At 70.7% G+C, this 19,002-nt stretch carries 20 protein-coding genes; 14 read left to right on the top strand and 6 right to left on the bottom strand.

Annotated elements, in window-relative coordinates; genetic code table 11:
• The first annotated feature begins 107 nt into the window (after positions 1-107).
• Positions 108-1,064: a hemolysin family protein gene (locus QMG73_RS17925; protein WP_281897011.1), complete on the top strand. Its 957-nt coding sequence runs from the start codon at positions 108-110 to the stop codon at positions 1,062-1,064.
• Here QMG73_RS17925 and QMG73_RS17920 read toward each other — a convergent pair.
• Both QMG73_RS17920 and QMG73_RS17915 read right to left on the bottom strand, forming a co-directional pair.
• Complete coding sequence (locus QMG73_RS17920; RefSeq protein ID WP_281897010.1) at positions 1,057-2,226, bottom strand: WD40/YVTN/BNR-like repeat-containing protein; 1,170 nt, start codon at positions 2,224-2,226, stop codon at positions 1,057-1,059. The two genes, QMG73_RS17925 and QMG73_RS17920, sit on opposite strands and share 8 nt — an antisense overlap.
• Entirely contained in the window at positions 2,219-2,719 is a 501-nt protein-coding gene (locus tag QMG73_RS17915; protein ID WP_281897007.1) for an RNA polymerase sigma factor, read from the bottom strand. Before QMG73_RS17915 ends, QMG73_RS17920 begins: the two co-directional genes overlap by 8 nt.
• Positions 2,720-2,820: 101 nt before the next feature.
• On the opposite strand from QMG73_RS17915, the gene trpS reads away from it, so the two are divergent.
• Genes trpS through QMG73_RS17895 form a run of 4 tightly spaced genes read left to right on the top strand, consistent with a single transcriptional unit; the run spans position 2,821 to position 5,695 of the window.
• Positions 2,821-3,876, top strand: a complete 1,056-nt coding sequence (gene trpS / locus QMG73_RS17910; protein WP_281897005.1) for a tryptophan--tRNA ligase — start codon at positions 2,821-2,823, stop codon at positions 3,874-3,876.
• Positions 3,877-3,879: 3 nt separating this feature from the next.
• Positions 3,880-4,416, top strand: a complete 537-nt coding sequence (locus tag QMG73_RS17905; RefSeq protein WP_281897001.1) for a 2'-5' RNA ligase family protein — start codon at positions 3,880-3,882, stop codon at positions 4,414-4,416.
• A 2-nt stretch (positions 4,417-4,418) separates the two neighbouring features.
• Entirely contained in the window at positions 4,419-5,297 is an 879-nt protein-coding gene (locus tag QMG73_RS17900; RefSeq protein WP_281896999.1) for a YihY/virulence factor BrkB family protein, read from the top strand.
• 5 nt (positions 5,298-5,302) lie between these two features.
• Positions 5,303-5,695 (top strand): hypothetical protein, encoded by a 393-nt coding sequence (locus QMG73_RS17895; RefSeq protein ID WP_281896997.1) that lies wholly within the window; start codon positions 5,303-5,305, stop codon positions 5,693-5,695.
• A gap of 108 nt (positions 5,696-5,803) precedes the next feature.
• On the opposite strand, the gene QMG73_RS17890 is transcribed toward QMG73_RS17895, so the two are convergent.
• From QMG73_RS17890 to QMG73_RS17880, 3 genes are all read right to left on the bottom strand, one after another.
• A complete protein-coding gene (locus QMG73_RS17890) occupies positions 5,804-6,823 on the bottom strand; it encodes a LacI family DNA-binding transcriptional regulator (RefSeq protein WP_281896995.1) in 1,020 nt (339 codons plus the stop codon).
• Between the two features lie 158 nt (positions 6,824-6,981).
• Positions 6,982-7,887, bottom strand: coding sequence for a MerR family transcriptional regulator (locus QMG73_RS17885; protein ID WP_281896993.1), 906 nt, complete (start codon positions 7,885-7,887; stop codon positions 6,982-6,984).
• Between the two features lie 34 nt (positions 7,888-7,921).
• Positions 7,922-8,512, bottom strand: coding sequence for a TetR/AcrR family transcriptional regulator (locus QMG73_RS17880; protein WP_281896992.1), 591 nt, complete (start codon positions 8,510-8,512; stop codon positions 7,922-7,924).
• A 97-nt stretch (positions 8,513-8,609) separates the two neighbouring features.
• Between QMG73_RS17880 and QMG73_RS17875 the strand changes: the two genes are divergently transcribed.
• The 9 genes from QMG73_RS17875 to QMG73_RS17835 all read left to right on the top strand — a co-directional run bounded on the left by QMG73_RS17875 (position 8,610) and on the right by QMG73_RS17835 (position 18,209).
• Positions 8,610-9,617, top strand: coding sequence for a hypothetical protein (locus QMG73_RS17875; protein ID WP_281896989.1), 1,008 nt, complete (start codon positions 8,610-8,612; stop codon positions 9,615-9,617).
• 152 nt (positions 9,618-9,769) lie between these two features.
• Positions 9,770-10,114: a hypothetical protein gene (locus QMG73_RS17870; protein WP_281896987.1), complete on the top strand. Its 345-nt coding sequence runs from the start codon at positions 9,770-9,772 to the stop codon at positions 10,112-10,114.
• A 200-nt stretch (positions 10,115-10,314) separates the two neighbouring features.
• Complete coding sequence (locus QMG73_RS17865; protein WP_281897097.1) at positions 10,315-11,379, top strand: BMP family lipoprotein; 1,065 nt, start codon at positions 10,315-10,317, stop codon at positions 11,377-11,379.
• 65 nt (positions 11,380-11,444) lie between these two features.
• Positions 11,445-12,962: an ABC transporter ATP-binding protein gene (locus QMG73_RS17860; protein ID WP_309299489.1), complete on the top strand. Its 1,518-nt coding sequence runs from the start codon at positions 11,445-11,447 to the stop codon at positions 12,960-12,962.
• Entirely contained in the window at positions 12,959-14,206 is a 1,248-nt protein-coding gene (locus tag QMG73_RS17855) for an ABC transporter permease (protein WP_281896984.1), read from the top strand. Before QMG73_RS17860 ends, QMG73_RS17855 begins: the two co-directional genes overlap by 4 nt.
• Positions 14,207-14,211: 5 nt before the next feature.
• Positions 14,212-15,492: an ABC transporter permease gene (locus QMG73_RS17850; protein WP_281896982.1), complete on the top strand. Its 1,281-nt coding sequence runs from the start codon at positions 14,212-14,214 to the stop codon at positions 15,490-15,492.
• A 10-nt stretch (positions 15,493-15,502) separates the two neighbouring features.
• Entirely contained in the window at positions 15,503-16,192 is a 690-nt protein-coding gene (locus tag QMG73_RS17845) for a cytidine deaminase (protein ID WP_281896980.1), read from the top strand.
• Between the two features lie 7 nt (positions 16,193-16,199).
• A complete protein-coding gene (locus tag QMG73_RS17840) occupies positions 16,200-17,471 on the top strand; it encodes a thymidine phosphorylase (protein ID WP_281896978.1) in 1,272 nt (423 codons plus the stop codon).
• 60 nt (positions 17,472-17,531) lie between these two features.
• Entirely contained in the window at positions 17,532-18,209 is a 678-nt protein-coding gene (locus QMG73_RS17835; protein ID WP_281896975.1) for a DUF4272 domain-containing protein, read from the top strand.
• Here the strand turns inward: QMG73_RS17835 and QMG73_RS17830 are convergent.
• Positions 18,161-18,994 carry a putative RNA methyltransferase gene (locus QMG73_RS17830; protein ID WP_407676816.1) on the bottom strand — a complete coding sequence of 278 codons (834 nt, stop codon included), beginning with the start codon at positions 18,992-18,994 and terminating at the stop codon, positions 18,161-18,163. The two genes, QMG73_RS17835 and QMG73_RS17830, sit on opposite strands and share 49 nt — an antisense overlap.
• Between the last annotated feature and the right edge of the window lie 8 nt (positions 18,995-19,002).

The following is a 19,002-nucleotide window of genomic DNA, read 5'->3' as shown; positions in this document are numbered from 1 at the left end:
GCCAGGGTACGTGCGGCGGTTAGATGCCAGCTGTCAAGTGCGCGTCCAGCATTCCACCAGGTTCTACCAATAGTCAACAGATTCAAACATTATCGGCAGGCTTTAGCATGGCCTCCATGGGAAAGGCGTCGAGGCGTCCTCGACGAAGACCCGGTCCGGTGCCGCGTACCCTCGCGCGGCTCGTCGTCCGTGCGGCCGATGCGATCACCGCGCTGCTCGGCGTCGGCCACGCCGCCGGCCGGGAGCGCATCAGCGAGGCCGACCTGCGCGACCTGATCGCCGCCAACACCGTGCTCGACCCGGTGGAACGCCGGATCATCGACGAGGTGCTCGCCGCCGGCGCCAGCCTGGTGCGCGAGGTGATGATGCCCCGCACCGACGTGGTCTTCCTGCACGCGAACCTCACCCTCGCCGACGCCGCCGAGATGGTACGGGCCGAGACGCACACCCGGTATCCGGTGGTGGACGGCACCCACGACGATGTTGTCGGCTTCGTGCACCTGCGTGACCTGCTGATCCGGCCCGAAGACGACGGGTGCGTGACGATCGGAGAGCTGACCCGCGAGGTCAAGCGGCTGCCCGGCAGCAAGCGGGTGCTGGCCGCGCTCTCGGAGATGCGCCGCGAGCGGCAGCACCTCGCGGTGGTGGAGGACGAGTACGGCGGTACCGCCGGCATCGTCACGCTCGAAGACCTGATCGAGGAACTGGTCGGCGAGATCCACGACGAGTACGACGCCGCGCCCGAGCCGGTGGCCGCCGGCGTACCGGCCGAAGTGGACGGACGCCTCAACCTCGCCGACTTCGCCGAGCGGGCCGGCTTCGAGCTGCCGCCCGGGCCCTACGAGACCGTCGGCGGGTACCTGATGGCGCGGCTCGGCCGTCTCCCCGTGGCCGGCGACGAGGTGCCCGTACCGGCACCGGACGACGCGCCCAGCGGCTGGCGGCTGCGCGTACTGGAGCTCGACGGCCGCCGGGTGGCCCGCGTCGGCATCACCCCGCTCCCGCTGGCGCAGGCGGTCATCCCGGCCACCCGCACCGCGACAGAGCGCGCCCGGGTCAGTTGATCTGGAGTTTGCGCCACGTCGAGCCGTCCGTGGAGAACGCCGACCAGCCCGCGTTGAACAGGTCGTAGGCGACGTACCCGGCCGGCGTGCGGACCAGCCGGCCGACGGCGGGCAGGGTGCCCTCGGCACGGGTGAAGGTGCGCCCGTTGTCGCCGCTGACATACCACCGGCGGTCGGTGCCGGCGACCAGCAGCCGGCCGTCGAGCAGCGGCACCAGGTCACCCGCGACCGATCCGCCTCCCGCCGAGGTCTGCCGGAACGTGGCACCCGAGTCGACCGAGTGGAAGATCGCCTGGACCAGGCCGTTGGCGTCGAGCGCCGCCGCGTACACGTGCGTGCCCAGCGTGGCGACCTGCGCGATCTGTCCCGTGACGCCGAGCGGCGTGACCTTCCAGCTCTGGCCGGCGTCGCGGGTGACCGCCACCGCGGCCTGACCGTTCAGCTGGCCGGCCGCCCACCAGTCCCCGCTGGCCGTGGCCGTACTGGCCAGCCAGTGCACCGTCAGGCCAGGCTGCGTGGCCAGGTCGCCGCTGTACCCGTACCCGGAATCCCAGACCTCGACGGCCTCCCGCAGGCGCAGGATCTGCCCGGGCCCGGCGGCGGCCGGCTGGCCCTTGTGGCCCGGCGTCGCCTGCCAGGTGCGGCCCTCGTCGGCGGAGACGCGGCCGCCGACCGCGAGCCTGCCATTGGGGAAGACCAGCAGATCAGGGTCGCTTTCGATCGGCGGTAGCGCGGTCGTGACCCAGCTGTGGCCGCCGTCGCTGGTGCGGGCCAGGGTCGGGGAGCACGGGTCGCCCGTGACGCACCGCGCGATCAGGTACCCGGTGTCGGGGTCGGCGAACTCGACCTCCGTGATCATCCCGGGCACGTCCGGCACCTCGCCGCTGAGTCCGTTGATCGTGATGCCCTGGTCGGTGTACACGGGCGCGACCGTCCGGTTCCCGGTGTCCGCCGGCGGTGGCGGTTTCGGCTCGGCCGACCACGGCCGCAGCGCGACAAGGCCGGCGACCGTCAGCGCGACCGCCGCGACTCCGGCGCGCGCCGCGTGGCGCTGCCGGCGGCGGCGCCGGGCGCGGTCGCCGATCCGTGCCAGCGGTGGCTGGTCGATCGCGTCGAGGATGTCGGCGCGCTCGCGGGCCAGTCGGGTGGAAAGGTCAGGCATTGGTCAGCTCCGTGTAGTCGCCCAGCCGGTTGGCGAGGGCCGCTCGGCCGCGCGCGAGGCGGGACTTGACGGTGCCGACCGGTATGCCGAGCACGTCAGCCACCTCCTCGACGGGCAGGTCGGCGAAGTAGTGCAGCACGATCACCTCGCGGTAGGCGGTGCCGATGGTCGCGAGCGCGGCGCGCAGGTCGGCGCGTTCGGGGCCGGGCGCCGCCTCGGTCACGCGCGTGATCGGGCGGTCGCGCAGCAGGATCGTGTCGAGCAGTTTCCGGCGCCGCCAGCGCCGCCGGATCAGGTTGATCGCGACGGTGCGCAGCCACGCCTCGGGGTTGTCGATGCCGGCGAGGGCGCCCGGTCGCGCCAGTGCGCGGGCGAACGCCTCCTGCACCACGTCCTGCGCCTCGGACAGGTCGGTCGTGAAGGCGTACGCCTGCGCGACCAGCCGCCGGTAGCAGGCGTGGTACAGCTCACCCATCGCCTGTTCGACGTCCACGCCTCGCCCACCTTCCGGTTCGGGCCATAGGAGTCCCGGTTTCACCGTACGAGTCACGGGCGGCGTCACCGGTTCCCGGCGATGCTGTCAGAATGGCCGACATGTCGGTGTCAGCCAACGCCCCCGCTTCCCGTCCCCGGGTACTTTCCGGCATCCAGCCCACCGCTGATTCGTTTCACCTGGGCAACTACCTGGGAGCGGTGCGCAACTGGGTGGCGATGCAGGAGACCCACGACACCTTCTACTGCGTCGTCGACCTGCACGCCATCACGATGGGGCACGACCCGGCGCTGCTGCGCCAGCGCACCCGGGTCGCCGCGGCGCAGCTATTGGCCGCCGGGCTCGACCCCGAGCGGTGCACGCTCTTCGTGCAGTCACACGTGCCCGAGCACCCCCAGCTCGGCTGGATCATGGGCTGCATCACCGGCTTCGGCGAGGCCAGCCGGATGACCCAGTTCAAGGACAAGTCGGCCAAGCAGGGCGTCGACCGTGCCAGCGTCGGCCTGTTCACGTATCCGATCCTGCAGGCCGCCGACATCCTGCTGTACCAGGCAGACGCCGTGCCGGTGGGTGAAGACCAGCGCCAGCACCTGGAGCTGACCCGCGACCTGGCGCAGCGGTTCAACCGGCAGTTCGGCAAGACCTTCACGGTGCCGGAGGCGTACATCGTGCGCGACACCGCGAAGATCACCGACCTGCAGGAGCCGACCGCGAAGATGTCCAAGTCGGCGTCGACGCCGGCCGGCATCATCGAGCTGCTCGACGATCCGGCCCGCTCGGCCAAGAAGATCCGCTCGGCCGTCACCGATACCGGCCGCGAGATCCTCTTCGACCCGGCGGAGAAGCCGGGCATCTCCAACCTGCTGACGATCTACTCAGCGCTCAGCGGGCGGAGCGTCGCCGAGCTCGTCGAGGCGTACGTGGGCAAGGGATACGGCGACCTCAAGAAGGACCTGGCCGAGGTGGTGCTCGAGTTCGTCCGGCCGATCCAGGAGCGCACCCGCGTCTACCTCGACGACCCGTCACAGCTCGACAAGCTGCTCGCGGTCGGTGCCGAAAAGGCGCGCGCCGTAGCGGCGGTCACGCTGCAGACCGCGTACGACCGGGTGGGGTTCTTACCCCCGGTCCGGGATGCCTACCCGGCGCGGAACGCCTAACACGTGGCCGGCACCGACGACCGGCTCACCCGCATCGGGGTAGCCATCGACATCCCGGAGCCCTGGGGCGCCCTGCTGACCAGGCGCCGTGCCGAGGCGGGCGACCCGCAGGCCGCGTACGTTCCCGCGCACCTCACGCTGCTCGGGCCCACCGAGATCGAGCCCGACAGCCTGGCCGCGATCGAGAAGCACCTTGCGGCGGTCGCGGCCGCGCAGCCGCCGTTCACCCTCCACCTGAGGGGTACTGGCACGTTCCGGCCGCTCACCGAGGTGGTCTTCGTCGTGGTGGCCGCCGGCATCAGCGAGTGCGAGCTGCTCAACGCCGCCATCGGAAGCGCCGCCGAGCTGCGGCGGGAAAGCCGCTTCCCCTACCACCCCCATGTCACCGTCGCCCAGGACGTACCGTCCGATGCGCTCGACAAGGTGTACGACGACCTGGCGGGCTTCGAGGCCCGTTTCGAGGTGGACGCCTTCACGCTCTTCTCGCACACCGGCGAGGCGCGATGGCAGCCCCGGCGGGATTACCCCCTCGGCGGCTAGGGGTGAACGTCGTCGGGCGCATCACCGGCACGCTAGCCGCGGCCCGCCGGCGTTCCCTGGCGTTCGACCACTTCTGGCGGGCGATGGACCGGTACGGCGAGGTCCTGGGCGCCCGCCTCGCGGCGGCGATCGCGTACTACGGCTTCTTCGCGGTGTTCGCACTGTCCCTGGTGGCGTACTGGGCGTTCGGGTTCGTGCTCGACCGCAGCGTCGCCCTGCAGAACGCGGTCGAAGACTTCCTCCAGCAGAACCTGCCGTTCCTCGACCGCGCCACGATCCAGGACAGCAGCGGCACCGTCGGCATCGTGGGCCTGGCGGTGCTCGTACTCACCGGCATCGCCTGGGTCGAGGCCATCCGCTCGTCGCAGCGGTACATCTACGGGGTCAAGCAGCAGCCCGGCAACCTCATCACCCGCCGGATCGTCGACCTCGCCGTACTGGTCGTCGTGTTCGCGCTGCTCGCGCTCTCGGTCGCGGCGGCGGACGGCGTCGAATCGCTGCTGCGCTCGGTACTGCCGTCGGCGGCGCTCACCGCGGTGAGCTGGATACTGACCGGACTGGTCAACCTGGTACTGGCCGCCGCGCTGCTGGTGGCGATCCCCCGACTGCAGATGCCGCCGCGCCGCCTGCTCCCCGCGGTACTGGTCGTCGCGGTCGGCATCACGCTGCTCAACACGCTCGGGCGGGAGTGGGTGGTGCGCACCGACCGCAACCCCGCGTACACCGTGGTGACCGGCGCGGTCGGCCTGCTGCTGTACCTGTACCTGCTCAACCAGCTCCTGCTCTTCGGCGCGACGCTGGCCGCGACGAGCAGCCACGGCAAGGTTATCGACCTTTCTGCTCAAAACGGCGGTCAGCCGGAGGAAGACCGCCCATCATGACGTAGATGGGCGCACTGGTCACACTCGAACTGCCCGACGACTCGCCGGCGTTCGAACTACCGTGGATCATCACGTTCGGCCCGCTGGGCGACGACGACGGTTGGGAGCCCGTGGTGTGCGGCCCGTACGAGCGGCCGCACGCGCTCGCGCTGGCCGAGGCCGTCGTGGCCGACGAAGACCTGATGGCAGTGGTCGAGCCGCTGATGCCACACGTCTCGGTCGACGAGATCCGCGCGGAGATCGCGGCGGCGCGGATGGCGATCGAGGACGACGAGCCAGACGACGTGATCGGCCCGGACGAGCCGCCGGTGGTGAGCCCGCCCACCGCCCCTCCGGATCCGGAGGAGATCCGCGCCGGCCTGGACCGCATAGCCGCCCGCCTCTCGACCTACACCTGACCCCCGTCCCGCCCGCCCGCGCTCTGCGCGCGGCGCGCGTGGCGCGTTCGCGTTCTGCGCGTGGCGCCGCCTCCCCGCGACCAAGCGACTGCAAGAGTCAAGCAAATCTTACGCAAGAGCCGGCACGGAAGCGGCAGCCGTCGACGCCCGCACCACCAACTCCGGACGGAAGACGTACTCCGACCGCGGCGCCGCCTGCCCGTGGATCTCGTCGATCAGCGCACGTACGGCGGCCACCGCCATCGCGATCACCGGCTGCCGCACCGTCGTCAGCGGCGGATCGGTGAACGCGATCAGCGGCGAGTCGTCGTACCCAACCACCGACACGTCACCCGGCACCGACAGCCCGCGCTGCCGGACCGCCCGGATCGCGCCAAGCGCCATCAGGTCCGAGCCGCACACGATGCCGGTCACGCCCTGGTCGAGCAGGCGCGCGGCGGCCGCCTGCCCGCCCTCGACACCGAAGAGAGACAGCGAGATCAGGTCTTCGTCGACGGTGCCGACCAGCCGTTTCATCGCCGACCGGTACCCGGCCAGCTTCCGCTGCACCGGCATGAACCGCCGCGGCCCCGAGATCAACCCGATCCGCCGGTGGCCGAGCGCCACGAGGTGCGACACCGCCAACTCGCCCGCCTCGCTGTCGTCGCACGAGACGAATGGCGCGTCCACACCAGTCACGTACCCGTTGACCAGCACGATCGGCAGCGGCCGCGCGAGCAGCTTGCGGTAGCGCTCGTGGTCCGCGGTGGTGTCGGCGTGCAGCCCGGAGACGAACACGATCCCGGAGACCTGCCGGTCGAGCAGCATCTCCACGTACTCGTCTTCGGTCACGCCGCCGGGCGTCTGCGTGCACAGCACCGGAGTGAAGCCGCTCTGGGCCAGGTTGGACTCGATGACCTGCGCGAACGCCGGGAAGATCGGGTTGTCGAGCTCCGGCACGACCAGTCCGACCAGCCCCGCGCTGCGCTTGCGCAAGCGTGCCGGTCGCTCGTAACCCAGCACGTCGAGGGCGGTCAGCACGGCCTGGCGGGTCTCGGCCGAGACACCGGGCCGGTCGTTGAGCACCCGCGACACGGTGGCCTCGCTGACCTCCGCTTGCTGTGCGATGTCGGACAGTCGTGCACGCATGGCTGCACGCTATCTCATCGGCAAGATCTTGCCGACCTTGTTGCAAGCCCTTCCAGAATCTGCAAAGACTTGCCGCCCGGGGGGATGGCAGCAAGCCCCGCGTGATCAGCGCGTCCCTCAAGTCGTTCTAACTACTTGAGGGACGCCCTGATCACGGGTTAGGGACGGGCGCGGAGGGCGTCGCGGAGCCAGACGTAGTTCGGCGTCTGGGGCGTGAACTGGGGCCAGCCGTTGATGACGGCCATGAGCTGCCAGTACCGCTCGGGGCGCGGGTCCGTGCTGACCTCGAGCTGGGCGAGGACCTCGCGCCGGTACGCCGCGTCGCTGGCGCGGCCGGACGCCTCGGCCATCGCCGTGACAAGCCGGTCGAGGATCGGCGTTGCCTCCGGGGAGGCCGGGTCGACGCCGGCCGCGACGGCGGCACCGGCCTGCTCGCTGACCAGCTCGTGCGTCTGCGCGCCTACGGCCGGATCAGTGGCCTCGCCGCCGTGCGCGTTGCTCATGCCGCGCAGCAGCGAGCGGAACTCCGGGTCGCTGACCAGTTCGGACAGCTCCAGCCACGCCTCGATCTGCTCGTCGCTCGGCTCGTCGGGCAGTTCGGGCGTCGCCGAGCGCATCCTCGCTTCCAGCTCCGGGTTCACCGGTACGCCCTCGAAGATGCTGTCGAGGAACTCGGAAATGATGCGGCGGCGCTCTTCGGCGGTCGCCCTGGCGATGCGGTTCACGCGGTCCACCTCCTGTGGGGACGGGTTGCTTCTGGCCAGCGCGCGCAGCACGGCCCGCCGCACGCGCAGCACTCGGATCTGTGCGTCGATCGCCGAGGCGTGCCGGGCGGCGACGCCACCCAGGTCCGTCTCCTGATCGAGCACCCGCCGGATCGTCGCCAGGTCGAGACCCAGCTCGCGGAGCGTCCGGACGAGGTCGAGGCGCACCGCGCTCTCGGCGTCGTACCGGCGGTGGCCCGCGTGGGTGCGGCTCGATTCGGGCACCAGCCCGAGATCGGAGTAGTACCGCACCGTCTTGACCGACAGGCCGGCTCGTTCGGCCAGCTCTCCGATGTGCATGAAGTTGATGGTCAGATCTCCCGTCGCTGGAGGTTCAACGCATTAAAAGCGTCCGTACCGCCGCCGCGTACGTTTTCCGGTCGGGCCCGTCCGCGAGGATGCGCTGGAGCGCGTACGCCGGGATCAGCCCGAAGAGCGCGGCGCCGACGGCGTCGATGTCGGCGTCCGGCGGCAGTTCACCCACCTCTTGGGCACGGCGCGCGATGGCCGCGTAGTACCCCCGGAACTGGGTGTACCGCGCCCGCACGAACGCCGCGAGCTCAGGATCGCGCAGCGCTTCCGACCAGACCTGGATCGCGATGCGGAAGACGCCGTCCGGCTCGGTCTGCCGGTCGACGAACTCGAGCGCCCGGTCCACCGCGTCGGCCAGCGGCAGGGGCGGGTCGTGCGACATGATCTCCGCGAACACGTCGTCGGCGCTGGAGAGCACCTGCATCGCGATCGACATGACGAGCTCTTGCTTGCTCTTGAAGTACCGGTAGACCGCGCCGACGGACAGGCCCGCCTCGGCGATCACGTCCTGCATGGATGTGGCGTGGAAGCCGTCGCGGCTGAAGCAGACCCGAGCGGCGTCGAGGATCTGCTGGCGTCGAGCTGCGAGGTGTTCGTCTGACACGCGTGGCATGGCACACAGTGTAAAACGAATGTTCGTTCTTGACACCCGAAGATCAACGGGGCACGCTGTCAGGTATAGAGAACGAGGGTTCGTTTTAGGAGTTGAGATGGCGCAGCCACAAGCGCACCGCCAGCCGCCCGCACTCGTCCTGGGCGCCGTCATCGCCGTCGCCGTGGTCCTGTTCCAGGCGCTGCTCGTGCCGCTGTTCGTCGCTCCGGTCGCGGAGCCGGAGCCCCACGACCTGCCGGTGATCGTCGCCGGCCCGGCACCCGCTGCCAGCGCCTTCGCTGACCAGTTGACGAGCGCGCGACCCGGCGCGTTCGAGATCACCACCGTCGCCGACGCCGCGGCCGCCGACGAGGCGCTGCGCGACCGCGAGGCGTACGCGGCCTTCGTGGTCGGTGCCGACGGCGTGGCCCTGCACACCGCGTCAGGCGCCAGCCCGACCGTCGCGAGCCTGCTCACTCAGGCCACGCAGCAGTTCAGCGGCGGCCAGCCGGTACAGGTCACCGACGTCGTGCCCACCGACACCAACGACCCGCGCGGTGCCGGCTTCTCCTCCGGGTTCCTGCCGCTCGCCATGACCAGCCTGGCCATCGGTGCGGTGCTGGCCCTGGTGCTGCGCAAGCGCGGGCCGCGCCTGCTCGGCCTGGCGACATACGCGACGCTGGCCGGCCTCGTGGCCGCCGCGGTCCTCCAGTACTGGCTCGGCGTCATCCCCGGCGACTACCTGATGAACGCCGCCGCGATCGGCCTGTTCGCGCTGGCCGCCGCGGCGACCGTCGCCGGGCTCGGCTCCCTGCTCGGCCGTGCCGGTGTGATGCTCGGCGCCCTGCTCGTCTTCCTGGTCGCCAACCCGCTCTCGGCCGTCGGCTCGGCTCCCGAGCTGCTGCCCGAGCCGTGGGGCGCGGTCGGCCAGTTGCTGCCGGTCGGCGCGGGCGCCACGCTGCTGCGCTCGACGGCGTACTTCGACGGCGCCGGCGGCGGCACCGCGGCCCTGATCCTGGCGGCGTACGCCCTGGTGGGCCTGGCGCTCGTGGCCATCCGCCGGGGCACGCGACCCGAGCGGCCCACGCGGGCGAGCGCTCCAGAGGCCGAGCTGGTCGCCGCATAGCTCACGTCCTGCTTTGCTCTGCTTCCTCATAGGCAACACCTGGCGTCCGGATAGCGGGCGCCAGGTGTTGCCGTCAGGGAAGCAGAGCAAAGCAGCGCACGACCTCGCCTCGCCCCTCTGGGGCGAGGCGCGCTCACCCGTATAGTGCCCGCGTGGAAGCTCTTCGGCTGATCCTGCGGTACATCCACCTCATCGGCTTCGCGCTGCTGCTCGGCGGCGCGATCGTGCAGTACGTCTCGGCGAAGCTGCGGATCAACTGGGCGATGCTGTGGGGCTCCGGCATCCAGGTGCTCACCGGGCTGGCGCTCGCGGCACCGCTGCGCGGTGGCGGCGACGATGAGCCGGCCCCCGCCAAGCTGGCCGTCAAGCTGGTGATCGCGCTGATGATCTTCGTGATGGTCTTCTTCTCGCGGAAGCGGGAAGACGTCAACCGCGGCCACTTCATAGGCATCATCGCGCTCACGCTCGGTAACGCGGCGGTCGCCGTCTTCTGGTGACAGGTCTCTTGGAGAAACCTACGAGGCCCTACCCGCAACATGCTGTCTGTACTCGCCGGTCACGGGCGGGTAACAGCGGCTAAACAACCGTGCACGATTCTCAGCCGTCGGGCGGTCGGGGGCGTACGCTCCCGACCGTGGAAACACCGCACGTCGCGGTGCATGTGGGGAAGGAGACCGTCTTGCGCTCTGCGCGAGGTATGCGGGTCGTCTCGATTATCGCGGTGGGCGGGCTCGCATTGAGCGCCGCCGCGTGTGGTGACGCTCCGGAAGAAGACACCGGCGGCACGACCGCCGAGAAGTACACCGCCTGCATGGTGACCGATGTCGGCGGCATCGACGACCGTTCGTTCAACACCTCCGCGTGGAAGGGCGTTCAGGCGGCCGCGGCTGAAGATAAGAACATCGATCCAAAGTACGTCGCCTCGACGGCTGAGGCCGACTACGAGCCAAACCTGACGCAGTACGTCAACCAGAAGTGCAAGTTCATCCTCGCGGTGGGCGGCCTCATGGGCGACGCGACGCAGAAGGTGGCCGCGGCCAACTCGAGCCAGCAGTTCGGCATCGTCGACGCGAAGCTGGCGGCCACCAACGTCTACCCGATGCAGTTCGACACCGCGCAGGCGGCGTTCCTGGCCGGCTACCTGGCCGCCGGGTACTCGAAGTCGGGCAAGGTCGGCACCTACGGCGGCCTGCCGATTCCGCCGGTGACGATCTTCATGGACGGGTTCGCCGACGGCGTGGCCGAGTACAACAAGGCCAAGGGCAAGAACGTCCAGGTGCTCGGCTGGAACAAGAGCACCCAGAAGGGCTCGTTCACCAACGACTTCGTCAAGCAGGACGAGGGCAAGAAGGTCAGCGACACGCTCGTCGCCCAGGGCGCCGACGTGATCATGCCGGTGGCCGGTGGCGCCGGTCTGGGTACGGCCGCCGCGGCGCAGGCCGCCAACGGCGCGTACAGCGTGATCTGGGTCGACGTCGACGGGTGCGAGAGCGCGCAGCAGTACTGCTCGACATTCCTCACCACCGTCGTCAAGAACATCCCGGACGCCGTGAAGGACGCCGTGCTCAAGGGCGCCAAGGGCGAGACGCTCTCCAGCTCGGCGGGCTTCCTCGGCACGCTCGCGAACAACGGCGTCTCCATCGCGCCGTACCACGAGTTCGACAGCAAGGTCCCGGCCGACCTGAAGGCTGAGGTCGACAAGCTCAAGGCCGACATCATCGCCGGCACGATCAAGGTCACCTCGGCGGCTCAGCCCAAGTAAGGTCCTGTGAACAAGGCGCCCCTCGAGCCTGAGGGGCGCCTTGGTCTCCACTAGGGAGGAAGCCGGTGAAGCTGGAACTGCGGGGCATCACCAAGCGATTCGGTGACCTGGTCGCCAACGACCACATCGACCTGACCGTCGAGCCGGGCGAGATCCATGCGCTGCTGGGCGAAAACGGCGCCGGCAAATCGACGCTGATGAACGTCCTGTACGGCCTCCTCCAGCCGGACGAAGGCGAGATCCTCGTCGACGACAAGCCGGTCCAGATCCGCAGCCCGCGCGACGCGATCGGCGCCGGCATCGGCATGGTCCATCAGCACTTCATGCTGGTACCGGTCTTCACCGTGGCCGAAAACGTCATGCTCGGCGCCGAAAAGGTGCGCGGCGGCATCGCGGGCTTCCTCGACCACCGCCGGGCCCGCCGCGACGTGGAAGAGGTCTCCACCCGGTACGGCCTGCGGGTCGACCCCGACGCGGTCATCGAAGACCTGCCGGTCGGCATCCAGCAGCGTGTCGAGATCGTCAAGGCGTTGACCCGCGAGGTCGACCTGCTGATCCTCGACGAGCCGACCGCGGTGCTCACTCCACAGGAGACCGAAGACCTGCTCACGGTCATGCGGTCGCTCAAGGAGGCGGGCAAGTCCATCGTCTTCATCACCCACAAGCTCGGCGAGGTGAAGGCGATCGCCGACCGGATCACCGTGATCCGCCGTGGGCGTACCGTCGGCACCGCCACGCCCGACGCGAGCCGCGACGAGCTCGCCGCCCTCATGGTGGGCCGCAACGTGAGCCTGACCGTCGCCAAGGAGCCGAAGGAGGCGGGTGACCCGGTCCTGCAGGTCGAAGGGCTCGTGGTCGCCGACGAGCGCGGCCATCAGGCGGTCGCCGGCGTCGACCTCACCGTCCACTCGGGCGAGGTGCTCGGCATCGCGGGCGTACAGGGCAACGGCCAGACCGAGCTGATCGAAGCCATCATGGGGCTACGACCGGCCCTCGCCGGTCGTGTGACGCTCGCGGGTCAGCGGGTCGATGGCTGGACGACCAAGAAGGTCCTGAACGCCGGTGTCGGGTACGTGCCCGAGGACCGCAGCGTCGACGGCCTGGTCAAGGAGTTCACCGTCGCGGAAAACCTGGTGCTCGACATCTACGACCGGCCGCCGTTCGGCAGCCGGTTCGCGCTCAAGCCGGACGCGATCGCCAACTCCGCCAAGGAGCGGATCGAGCAGTTCGACGTGCGTACCCCGTCGTCCGAGTCGGCGGTCGGCACCCTCTCCGGCGGTAACCAGCAGAAGGTCATCGTGGCGCGGGAGATGTCCCGCCCCCTCAAGCTCTTCGTGGCCGCCCAGCCCACTCGCGGCGTCGACGTGGGCTCCATCGAGTTCATCCACAGCCGGATCGTGCACGAGCGCGACATCGGCACCGCCGTACTGCTGGTCTCCAGCGAGCTGGACGAGGTCATCGGGCTGGCCGACCGGATCGCGGTGATGTACCGCGGCAAGATCCTGGCGATCGTGCCCCCGGACACGCCCCGCGAGGAGATCGGCCTGCTGATGGCCGGCATCCAGGGTGAGGAGGCGGCATGAGTGACAACGCTCAGGAAGAGAAGCGTCCCACCCTCGGACAGCTCTTCCTCCAGAACCTCTGGGCGGCCAACACCGTCACCGTCACGGTGCTCGCGGTCGTGCTCGCCCTGGTCATCGGCGCGATCCTGATGATCGTCTCCGACCCGGAGGTGCTCACCACCTACGGCTACATCACCTCGCGCCCCAGCGACGCGCTCAACAGCAGCTGGACCGTGGTGAGCGAGGCGTACGCCAACCTCTTCAAGGGCGCGATCGTGAACCCCGAGGCGGTGAGCGCCTGGATCAGCGGCGACGGCGCCTGGCAGCCGGTGTTCGCGCCGATCTCCGAGACGCTGACGTACACCGCGCCGCTGGTCTTCACCGGCCTGTCGGTGGCGCTGGCGTTCCGTGGCGGCCTGTTCAACATCGGCGCGCAGGGCCAGGCCACGGTGGGCGTGATCCTGACCGCGCTGGCCGGCTTCCTGCTGCCGCTCCCGCCGGTCATCCACCTGATCGTGGCGCTGCTGGCCGGCGCGGTCGGCGGTGCGATCTGGGGCTTCATTCCGGGCTTCCTCAAGGCGCGTACCGGCGCCCACGAGGTGATCAACACGATCATGCTCAACTACGTGGCGCTGTACTTCCTGAGCTGGATCATCATCCAGGGCGGCGTGCACAACCCCGAGCGCACCGACGCGATCAGCAAGCCGGTCGACTCGTCGGCCCAGCTGCCCCGGCTGCTGGGCGACGACCTGCGCGTGCACGCCGGCATCCTGCTCGCGGTCGCGGCCACCTGGGCGGTGGCGTGGCTGCTCGACCGGTCCACGTTCGGCTTCGAGCTGCGCGCGGTGGGCGCCAACCCGGACGCCGCCCGCACGGCTGGCATCAGCGTCACCGCGACGTACACGATGGTCATGGTGATCTCGGGCGCGCTGGCCGGTCTGGGCGGCGCCAACATGGTGATCGGCTCGACCGCCAACGCGCTCACACCGGCGGTCGTCGCGCAGATCGGCTTCGACGGCATCCTGGTCGCGCTGCTCGGCCGCGTGAAACCGTGGGGCGTCGCGCTCGCCGCCCTGCTCTTCGGCGCGCTGCGGGCCGGCGGCAACACGATGCAGTCGTTCAGCGGTATCTCGCTGGAGCTGGTCACCGTGCTCCAGGCGCTGATCGTCATCTTCATCGCCGCGCCGGCGCTGGTGAAGGCGATCTTCCGGTTGCGGGCCGCACGCGCCGCGCGCCTCTCGACGAGCATGGCGAAGGGCTGGTGAGCGGGGTGTCCACCATCACCGCGGACGACGTCGCGGTCGCTGAGGTACCAGTCAGCTTCTGGACCCGCTCCCGCAAGGTCGGTGTCGGGTTCCTGGTCGCCGGTGCGCTGGCCGCCGTGATCTTCGGAGCTCTGGCCACGTCCGAGACCGTCCGGTTCACGCTCAGCGAAAACGCCAGCGGTGCCGCACTCAAGATCAACGGTACGGTCGGGGCGATCCTCTTCGGAGTGCTCGCGGCGGTGGCCGGTGCCGTGCTGATCGCCATGCCGGGCAAGAAGTGGTTTTCCTGGATGCTCGGCGTCGGCGTCATAGGGCTGATCCTGTCGTTCCTCTGCTGGCAGATCTCCGCCGCGCCCGCCGGCCAGAACTTCATGCCGCTGGTCAACATGGTCCGAGGCACGTTCCTGCTGGCGGTACCGCTGATCTTCGGCGCGCTCGCGGGCGTGCTGTGCGAACGGTCCGGCGTGGTCAACGTGGCGATCGAGGGCCAGCTGCTCATGGGCGCCTTCGCGGGCGCGCTGGTCGGCACGATGACCGGCAGCGCCTGGGCGGGACTGTTCGCGGCGGCGCTGGGCGGTGCGTTCGTGTCGCTGCTGCTCGCCGTCTTCGCGATCCGGTACCTGGTCGACCAGGTCGTCATGGGCATCGTGCTCAACCTGTTCGCGGTCGGCCTGACGGGCTTCCTCTACGAGCGCCTCATGCAGACCGACCAGCAGAAGTACAACCAGCCGCCGCACTTCGGCGTGTGGGAGATCCCGCTGCTCAAGGACATCCCGGTGCTCGGGCCGGCGCTGTTTCGCGGCAACATCTTCCTGTACACCGCGCTGATCCTGGTGGCGGTCATCCACGTCGCGCTGTTCCGCACGCGGTGGGGCCTGCGCACCCGGTCGGTGGGCGAGCACCCGACGGCCGCCGACACGCTGGGCGTGCGGGTGCTCGGGCTGCGGTACCGCAACGTGCTGCTCGCCGGCGTCGTGGCGGGTATCGGCGGTGCCTCGTACACGCTGCTGCTGTACTCGTTCACCAAGAACATGATCGGCGGCAAGGGCTTCATCGCGCTGGCCGCGCTGATCTTCGGACGCTGGAGCCCGACGGGCGCCCTGCTGGCCGCGCTCTTCTTCGGGTTCGCCGACCAGCTCGGCACGTACCTGAGCGCGATCAACAGCGTGATTCCCAGCCAGTTCACCGCGATGCTGCCGTACCTGGCAACGATCTTCGCGGTGGCCGGCCTGGTCGGTCGCGTGCGCGCCCCCGCGGCCGACGGCAAGCCGTACATCAAGGGCTAAGGTCAGGGTTGTGGAGATCAACTGGGGGGAGTTGCGGGCGGCCGCCGTCGAGGCGATGCGCACCGCGTACGCGCCGTACTCGAACTTTCCGGTCGGGGTCGCCGGGCTCGTCGAAGACGGCCGGATCGTGGTCGGCTGCAACGTGGAGAACGCCTCGTACGGCGTGACCCTGTGCGCCGAGTGCGGCCTGGTCTCCTCGCTGCACGCCACCGGCGGCGGCCGGCTCATCGCGGTGTCCTGCGTGGACGGCGACGGGCAGCCGCTCATGCCGTGCGGGCGCTGCCGGCAGCTGCTGCTGGAGCACGGCGGGCCGGACTGCCTCGTCGAGGCCGTGCCACGCCCGCTGCGGGTCGACGAGCTGCTGCCGCACGCGTTCGGTCCCAACGACCTGATCGCGGCGGCCATCCGCGACGAGGGCGGCAAGTCGCCGGTACCGCCTCGGCTGATGCGGTGGCGCGGGCGCGGCACGGTGTTCGTGCACCCGGATCTCGCCGACGGCAAGCGGGTCTGGACCGGGTACTGGGACCAGTCCACCGGCACCGACGGGGGCGAGACGGGCATCCTGGAAGAGGCGCCCACCTGGCCTGACGTCGACGACGCCATCGCCTGGGGCCGGGCGCGCACGCCGCGCGTGGTGCAGGTGAACGAAGACGGCACGATGCGCTGGGTCGGCGAGGGACCGCCGCCGGGAGAGGGGTGACGCAGCCGTGTTCAACGCTGTAGACGTGATCAGGACCAAGCGGGACGGCGGCGTACTGTCCGACGCGGCCATCGACTGGGTGGTCGACGCGTACACCCGTGGGGCGGTCGCCGACGAGCAGATGTCCGCGCTCGCGATGGCGATCCTGCTACGCGGCATGACGCCCGGCGAGATCGCGCGGTGGACGGCCGCGATGATCGCCAGCGGCGAGCGGCTCGACCTGTCCGGCGTGTCCCGCCCGACCGCCGACAAGCACTCCACGGGCGGCGTCGGCGACAAGATCACGCTGCCGCTCACCCCGCTCGTGGCGGCGTGCGGCGCGGCGGTTCCCCAGCTGTCCGGGCGCGGCCTCGGGCACACCGGCGGCACCCTCGACAAGCTGGAGGCCATCCCCGGCTGGCGCGCCGCCCTGAGCAACGACGAGTTCATCGCACAGCTCCAGGACGTGGGCGCGGTCATCTGCGCCGCCGGTGAGGGCCTCGCCCCGGCGGACCGCAAGCTGTACGCCCTGCGCGACGTCACCGGCACCGTCGAGGCGATCCCGTTGATCGCCAGTTCGATCATGAGCAAGAAGATCGCCGAGGGCACCGGCGCGCTGGTGCTCGACGTCAAGGTGGGCTCGGGCGCGTTCATGAAGTCGGCGCAGGACGCCCGCGAGCTCGCCCGCACGATGGTGGAGCTCGGCGGGGCGCACGGCGTGCGCACGGTCGCCCTGCTCACCGAGATGTCCACCCCGCTCGGCCTCGCCGTCGGCAACGCGGTCGAGGTCGCCGAGTCGGTCGAGGTACTGGCCGGTGGCGGGCCGCCGGACATCGTCGAGCTGACGCTGACGCTGGCCCGCGAGATGCTCGCCGCCGCGGGATTGGACGCCGACCCCGCGAAGGCGCTCGCCGACGGGCGCGCCATGGACAGCTGGCGGGCGATGATCCGGGCACAGGGCGGCGACCCGGACGCGCCGCTGCCGGTCGCCCGGGAGACCGAGACCGTCCGTGCCGAGCGCGACGGCTTCGTGACGGCGGTCGACGCGTACGCCATCGGGGTGGCCGCCTGGCGGCTGGGCGCCGGCCGGGCACGCAAGGAAGACCCGGTCAGCGCGGCCGCGGGCGTGATGCTGCACAAGAAGCCGGGTGACCCCGTACAGGCCGGAGAAGCGCTCTACGAGCTGCGTACCGACGAAGCCAGCCGGATCGCGGCGGCGCGCGACGCGGCCGGCGGCGCGGTCGTGATCGGCGACGCCGCGCCAGCCAACCGCCCCCTGGTGCTCGACCGCGTCGCCTGAGCGGCGCTATCCTTCCGGCCCAGGGGGAAAGTACGTCGCGACCAGCAGGGAACTGACACCGTGGTGGTAACCGCCCCTGACCCTAGATCCGTCCGCGCCGCCAGCGTCGAAGTGCTGCGCCAGCTGCGCCTGCCCCTGCCACCCCCGCAGTTCCCGCTCGTCTGGGAGCCCGGCGACCAGGTGGAGTTGCGCCCGACCGCCGAGATCGAGGCGCGCGCGGCCATCCTGCACCTCGTGCTCGCCCGATGCTTCGGGATGCCGCCCGACGCGGCGATGAGCTGGTTGCTGGGCTCCCACCTCGTCGAGCAGGTCACGCCGCCCGAGTGGCAGTTCGTGGTCGGTGGGAAGGGCGACCACCGGTCGTTCGTCCTGCACCACGAGGCGGTGTACGCGCTCGCCTGGGTGCTCGGGCTCACCAAGCACCTCGATCCGGAGGTGCCGCCGGACGAGCGGCTCGCGGAGACGCTGCCGCACCTGCCGGCCGCCGAGACGTTCGCGCAGTGGCGTTCCCGCACCCTCGCCGCGCCCCGGGCGGTCGCCGAGTGCGCCGCCGCGCTCGACCTTTACTACTGCCTGGACTGGGCATTCCTGGAGGCGGAGCGGCTGGGCGCCCCGCCACGCATGATCGACGCGAACGCCATCGGGCAGCGGCGCTGGGCGCTGGAGTGGGCGGTGATCCTGCGCGGGCCCTACCACGACCCGCCGGCGGGCTGGGAAGAGATCGACCTGTCCACATAGACGGCCAGCCTGACCGACGCCGTGACGGTGATCCGGTCGGGCACCGTCACCCGCGCGGTGTGCCAGGCGCTCGGCCCCATCGCCACCAGGGTGCGCGCCTCGGCGCCGCTGAGCGTGAGAGTGCGGCGCAGCGCGGTCTCGTTCGCCAGCGCGAATCCGTCCAGGCTGGCCGCCACCCGCTCGGCCTTGTCGGGGTCGACCCGCAGCAAACCCAGCCGGGACACCAGTTCGGCGAGGTGGTCGGCCTCGGGCGTGACCACGAGCAGCGCGCCGCCGGGCCGCAGTACGCGGCGGAACTCCGGGCCGTTGCGGGGCGCGAACACGTCGAGCACCAGGCCGGCCGCGCTGTCGGCGAGGGGCAGCCGCCCCCACGTGTCGCACACGGCCGCGCCCGCCCGCGGGTGGGCCCGGGCGGCCCGTCGCAGTGCCGGCTTCGAGGCGTCGAGCGCCAGGCCGTGGGCGGTCGGCAGAGCATCGAGCACGGCGGCCAGGTGATGGCCGGTGCCGGCGCCGGCATCCACGACCAGGCCGCCCGGGTACGCCTTTCGCGCGGCCTCGCACAGCGCGGTCGTGATGAAGTCGTAGTGCCCGGCGGCCAGGAACTCCGCCCGGGCCGCCACCATCTCGGCCGTGTCGCCCGAGTGCGGCGCCCGGCCCGCGGCCAGGTTGACGTAGCCCTGGCGGGCGCGGTCGAAGCTGTGCCCTCGGGTGCAGCGCAGCGCGCCGGCGGAGACCGTCATCGACTCGCGGCACAGTGGGCACCGGAGCAAACCAAGAGCATCCATACTGCTTT

The organism is Phytohabitans aurantiacus, assembly GCF_027923225.1.
In the GTDB taxonomy this organism is placed as follows: Bacteria; Actinomycetota; Actinomycetes; order Mycobacteriales; family Micromonosporaceae; genus Phytohabitans; species Phytohabitans aurantiacus.
This window is presented reverse-complemented; position numbering and strand designations above follow the sequence as displayed.

What these genes read in the sequence shown, in the direction of transcription:
- QMG73_RS17925 (WP_281897011.1), top strand. Translation starts at nt 108, where the DNA reads ATGGCCTCCATGGGAAAGGCGTCGAGGCGTCCTCGACGAAGACCCGGT.
- QMG73_RS17920 (WP_281897010.1), bottom strand. Translation starts at nt 2,226, where the DNA reads ATGCCTGACCTTTCCACCCGACTGGCCCGCGAGCGCGCCGACATCCTC.
- trpS (WP_281897005.1), top strand. Translation starts at nt 2,821, where the DNA reads ATGTCGGTGTCAGCCAACGCCCCCGCTTCCCGTCCCCGGGTACTTTCC.
- QMG73_RS17895 (WP_281896997.1), top strand. Translation starts at nt 5,303, where the DNA reads ATGGGCGCACTGGTCACACTCGAACTGCCCGACGACTCGCCGGCGTTC.
- QMG73_RS17890 (WP_281896995.1), bottom strand. Translation starts at nt 6,823, where the DNA reads ATGCGTGCACGACTGTCCGACATCGCACAGCAAGCGGAGGTCAGCGAG.
- QMG73_RS17885 (WP_281896993.1), bottom strand. Translation starts at nt 7,887, where the DNA reads ATGCACATCGGAGAGCTGGCCGAACGAGCCGGCCTGTCGGTCAAGACG.
- QMG73_RS17880 (WP_281896992.1), bottom strand. Translation starts at nt 8,512, where the DNA reads ATGCCACGCGTGTCAGACGAACACCTCGCAGCTCGACGCCAGCAGATC.
- QMG73_RS17875 (WP_281896989.1), top strand. Translation starts at nt 8,610, where the DNA reads ATGGCGCAGCCACAAGCGCACCGCCAGCCGCCCGCACTCGTCCTGGGC.
- QMG73_RS17865 (WP_281897097.1), top strand. Translation starts at nt 10,315, where the DNA reads ATGCGGGTCGTCTCGATTATCGCGGTGGGCGGGCTCGCATTGAGCGCC.
- QMG73_RS17855 (WP_281896984.1), top strand. Translation starts at nt 12,959, where the DNA reads ATGAGTGACAACGCTCAGGAAGAGAAGCGTCCCACCCTCGGACAGCTC.
- QMG73_RS17830 (WP_407676816.1), bottom strand. Translation starts at nt 18,994, where the DNA reads ATGGATGCTCTTGGTTTGCTCCGGTGCCCACTGTGCCGCGAGTCGATG.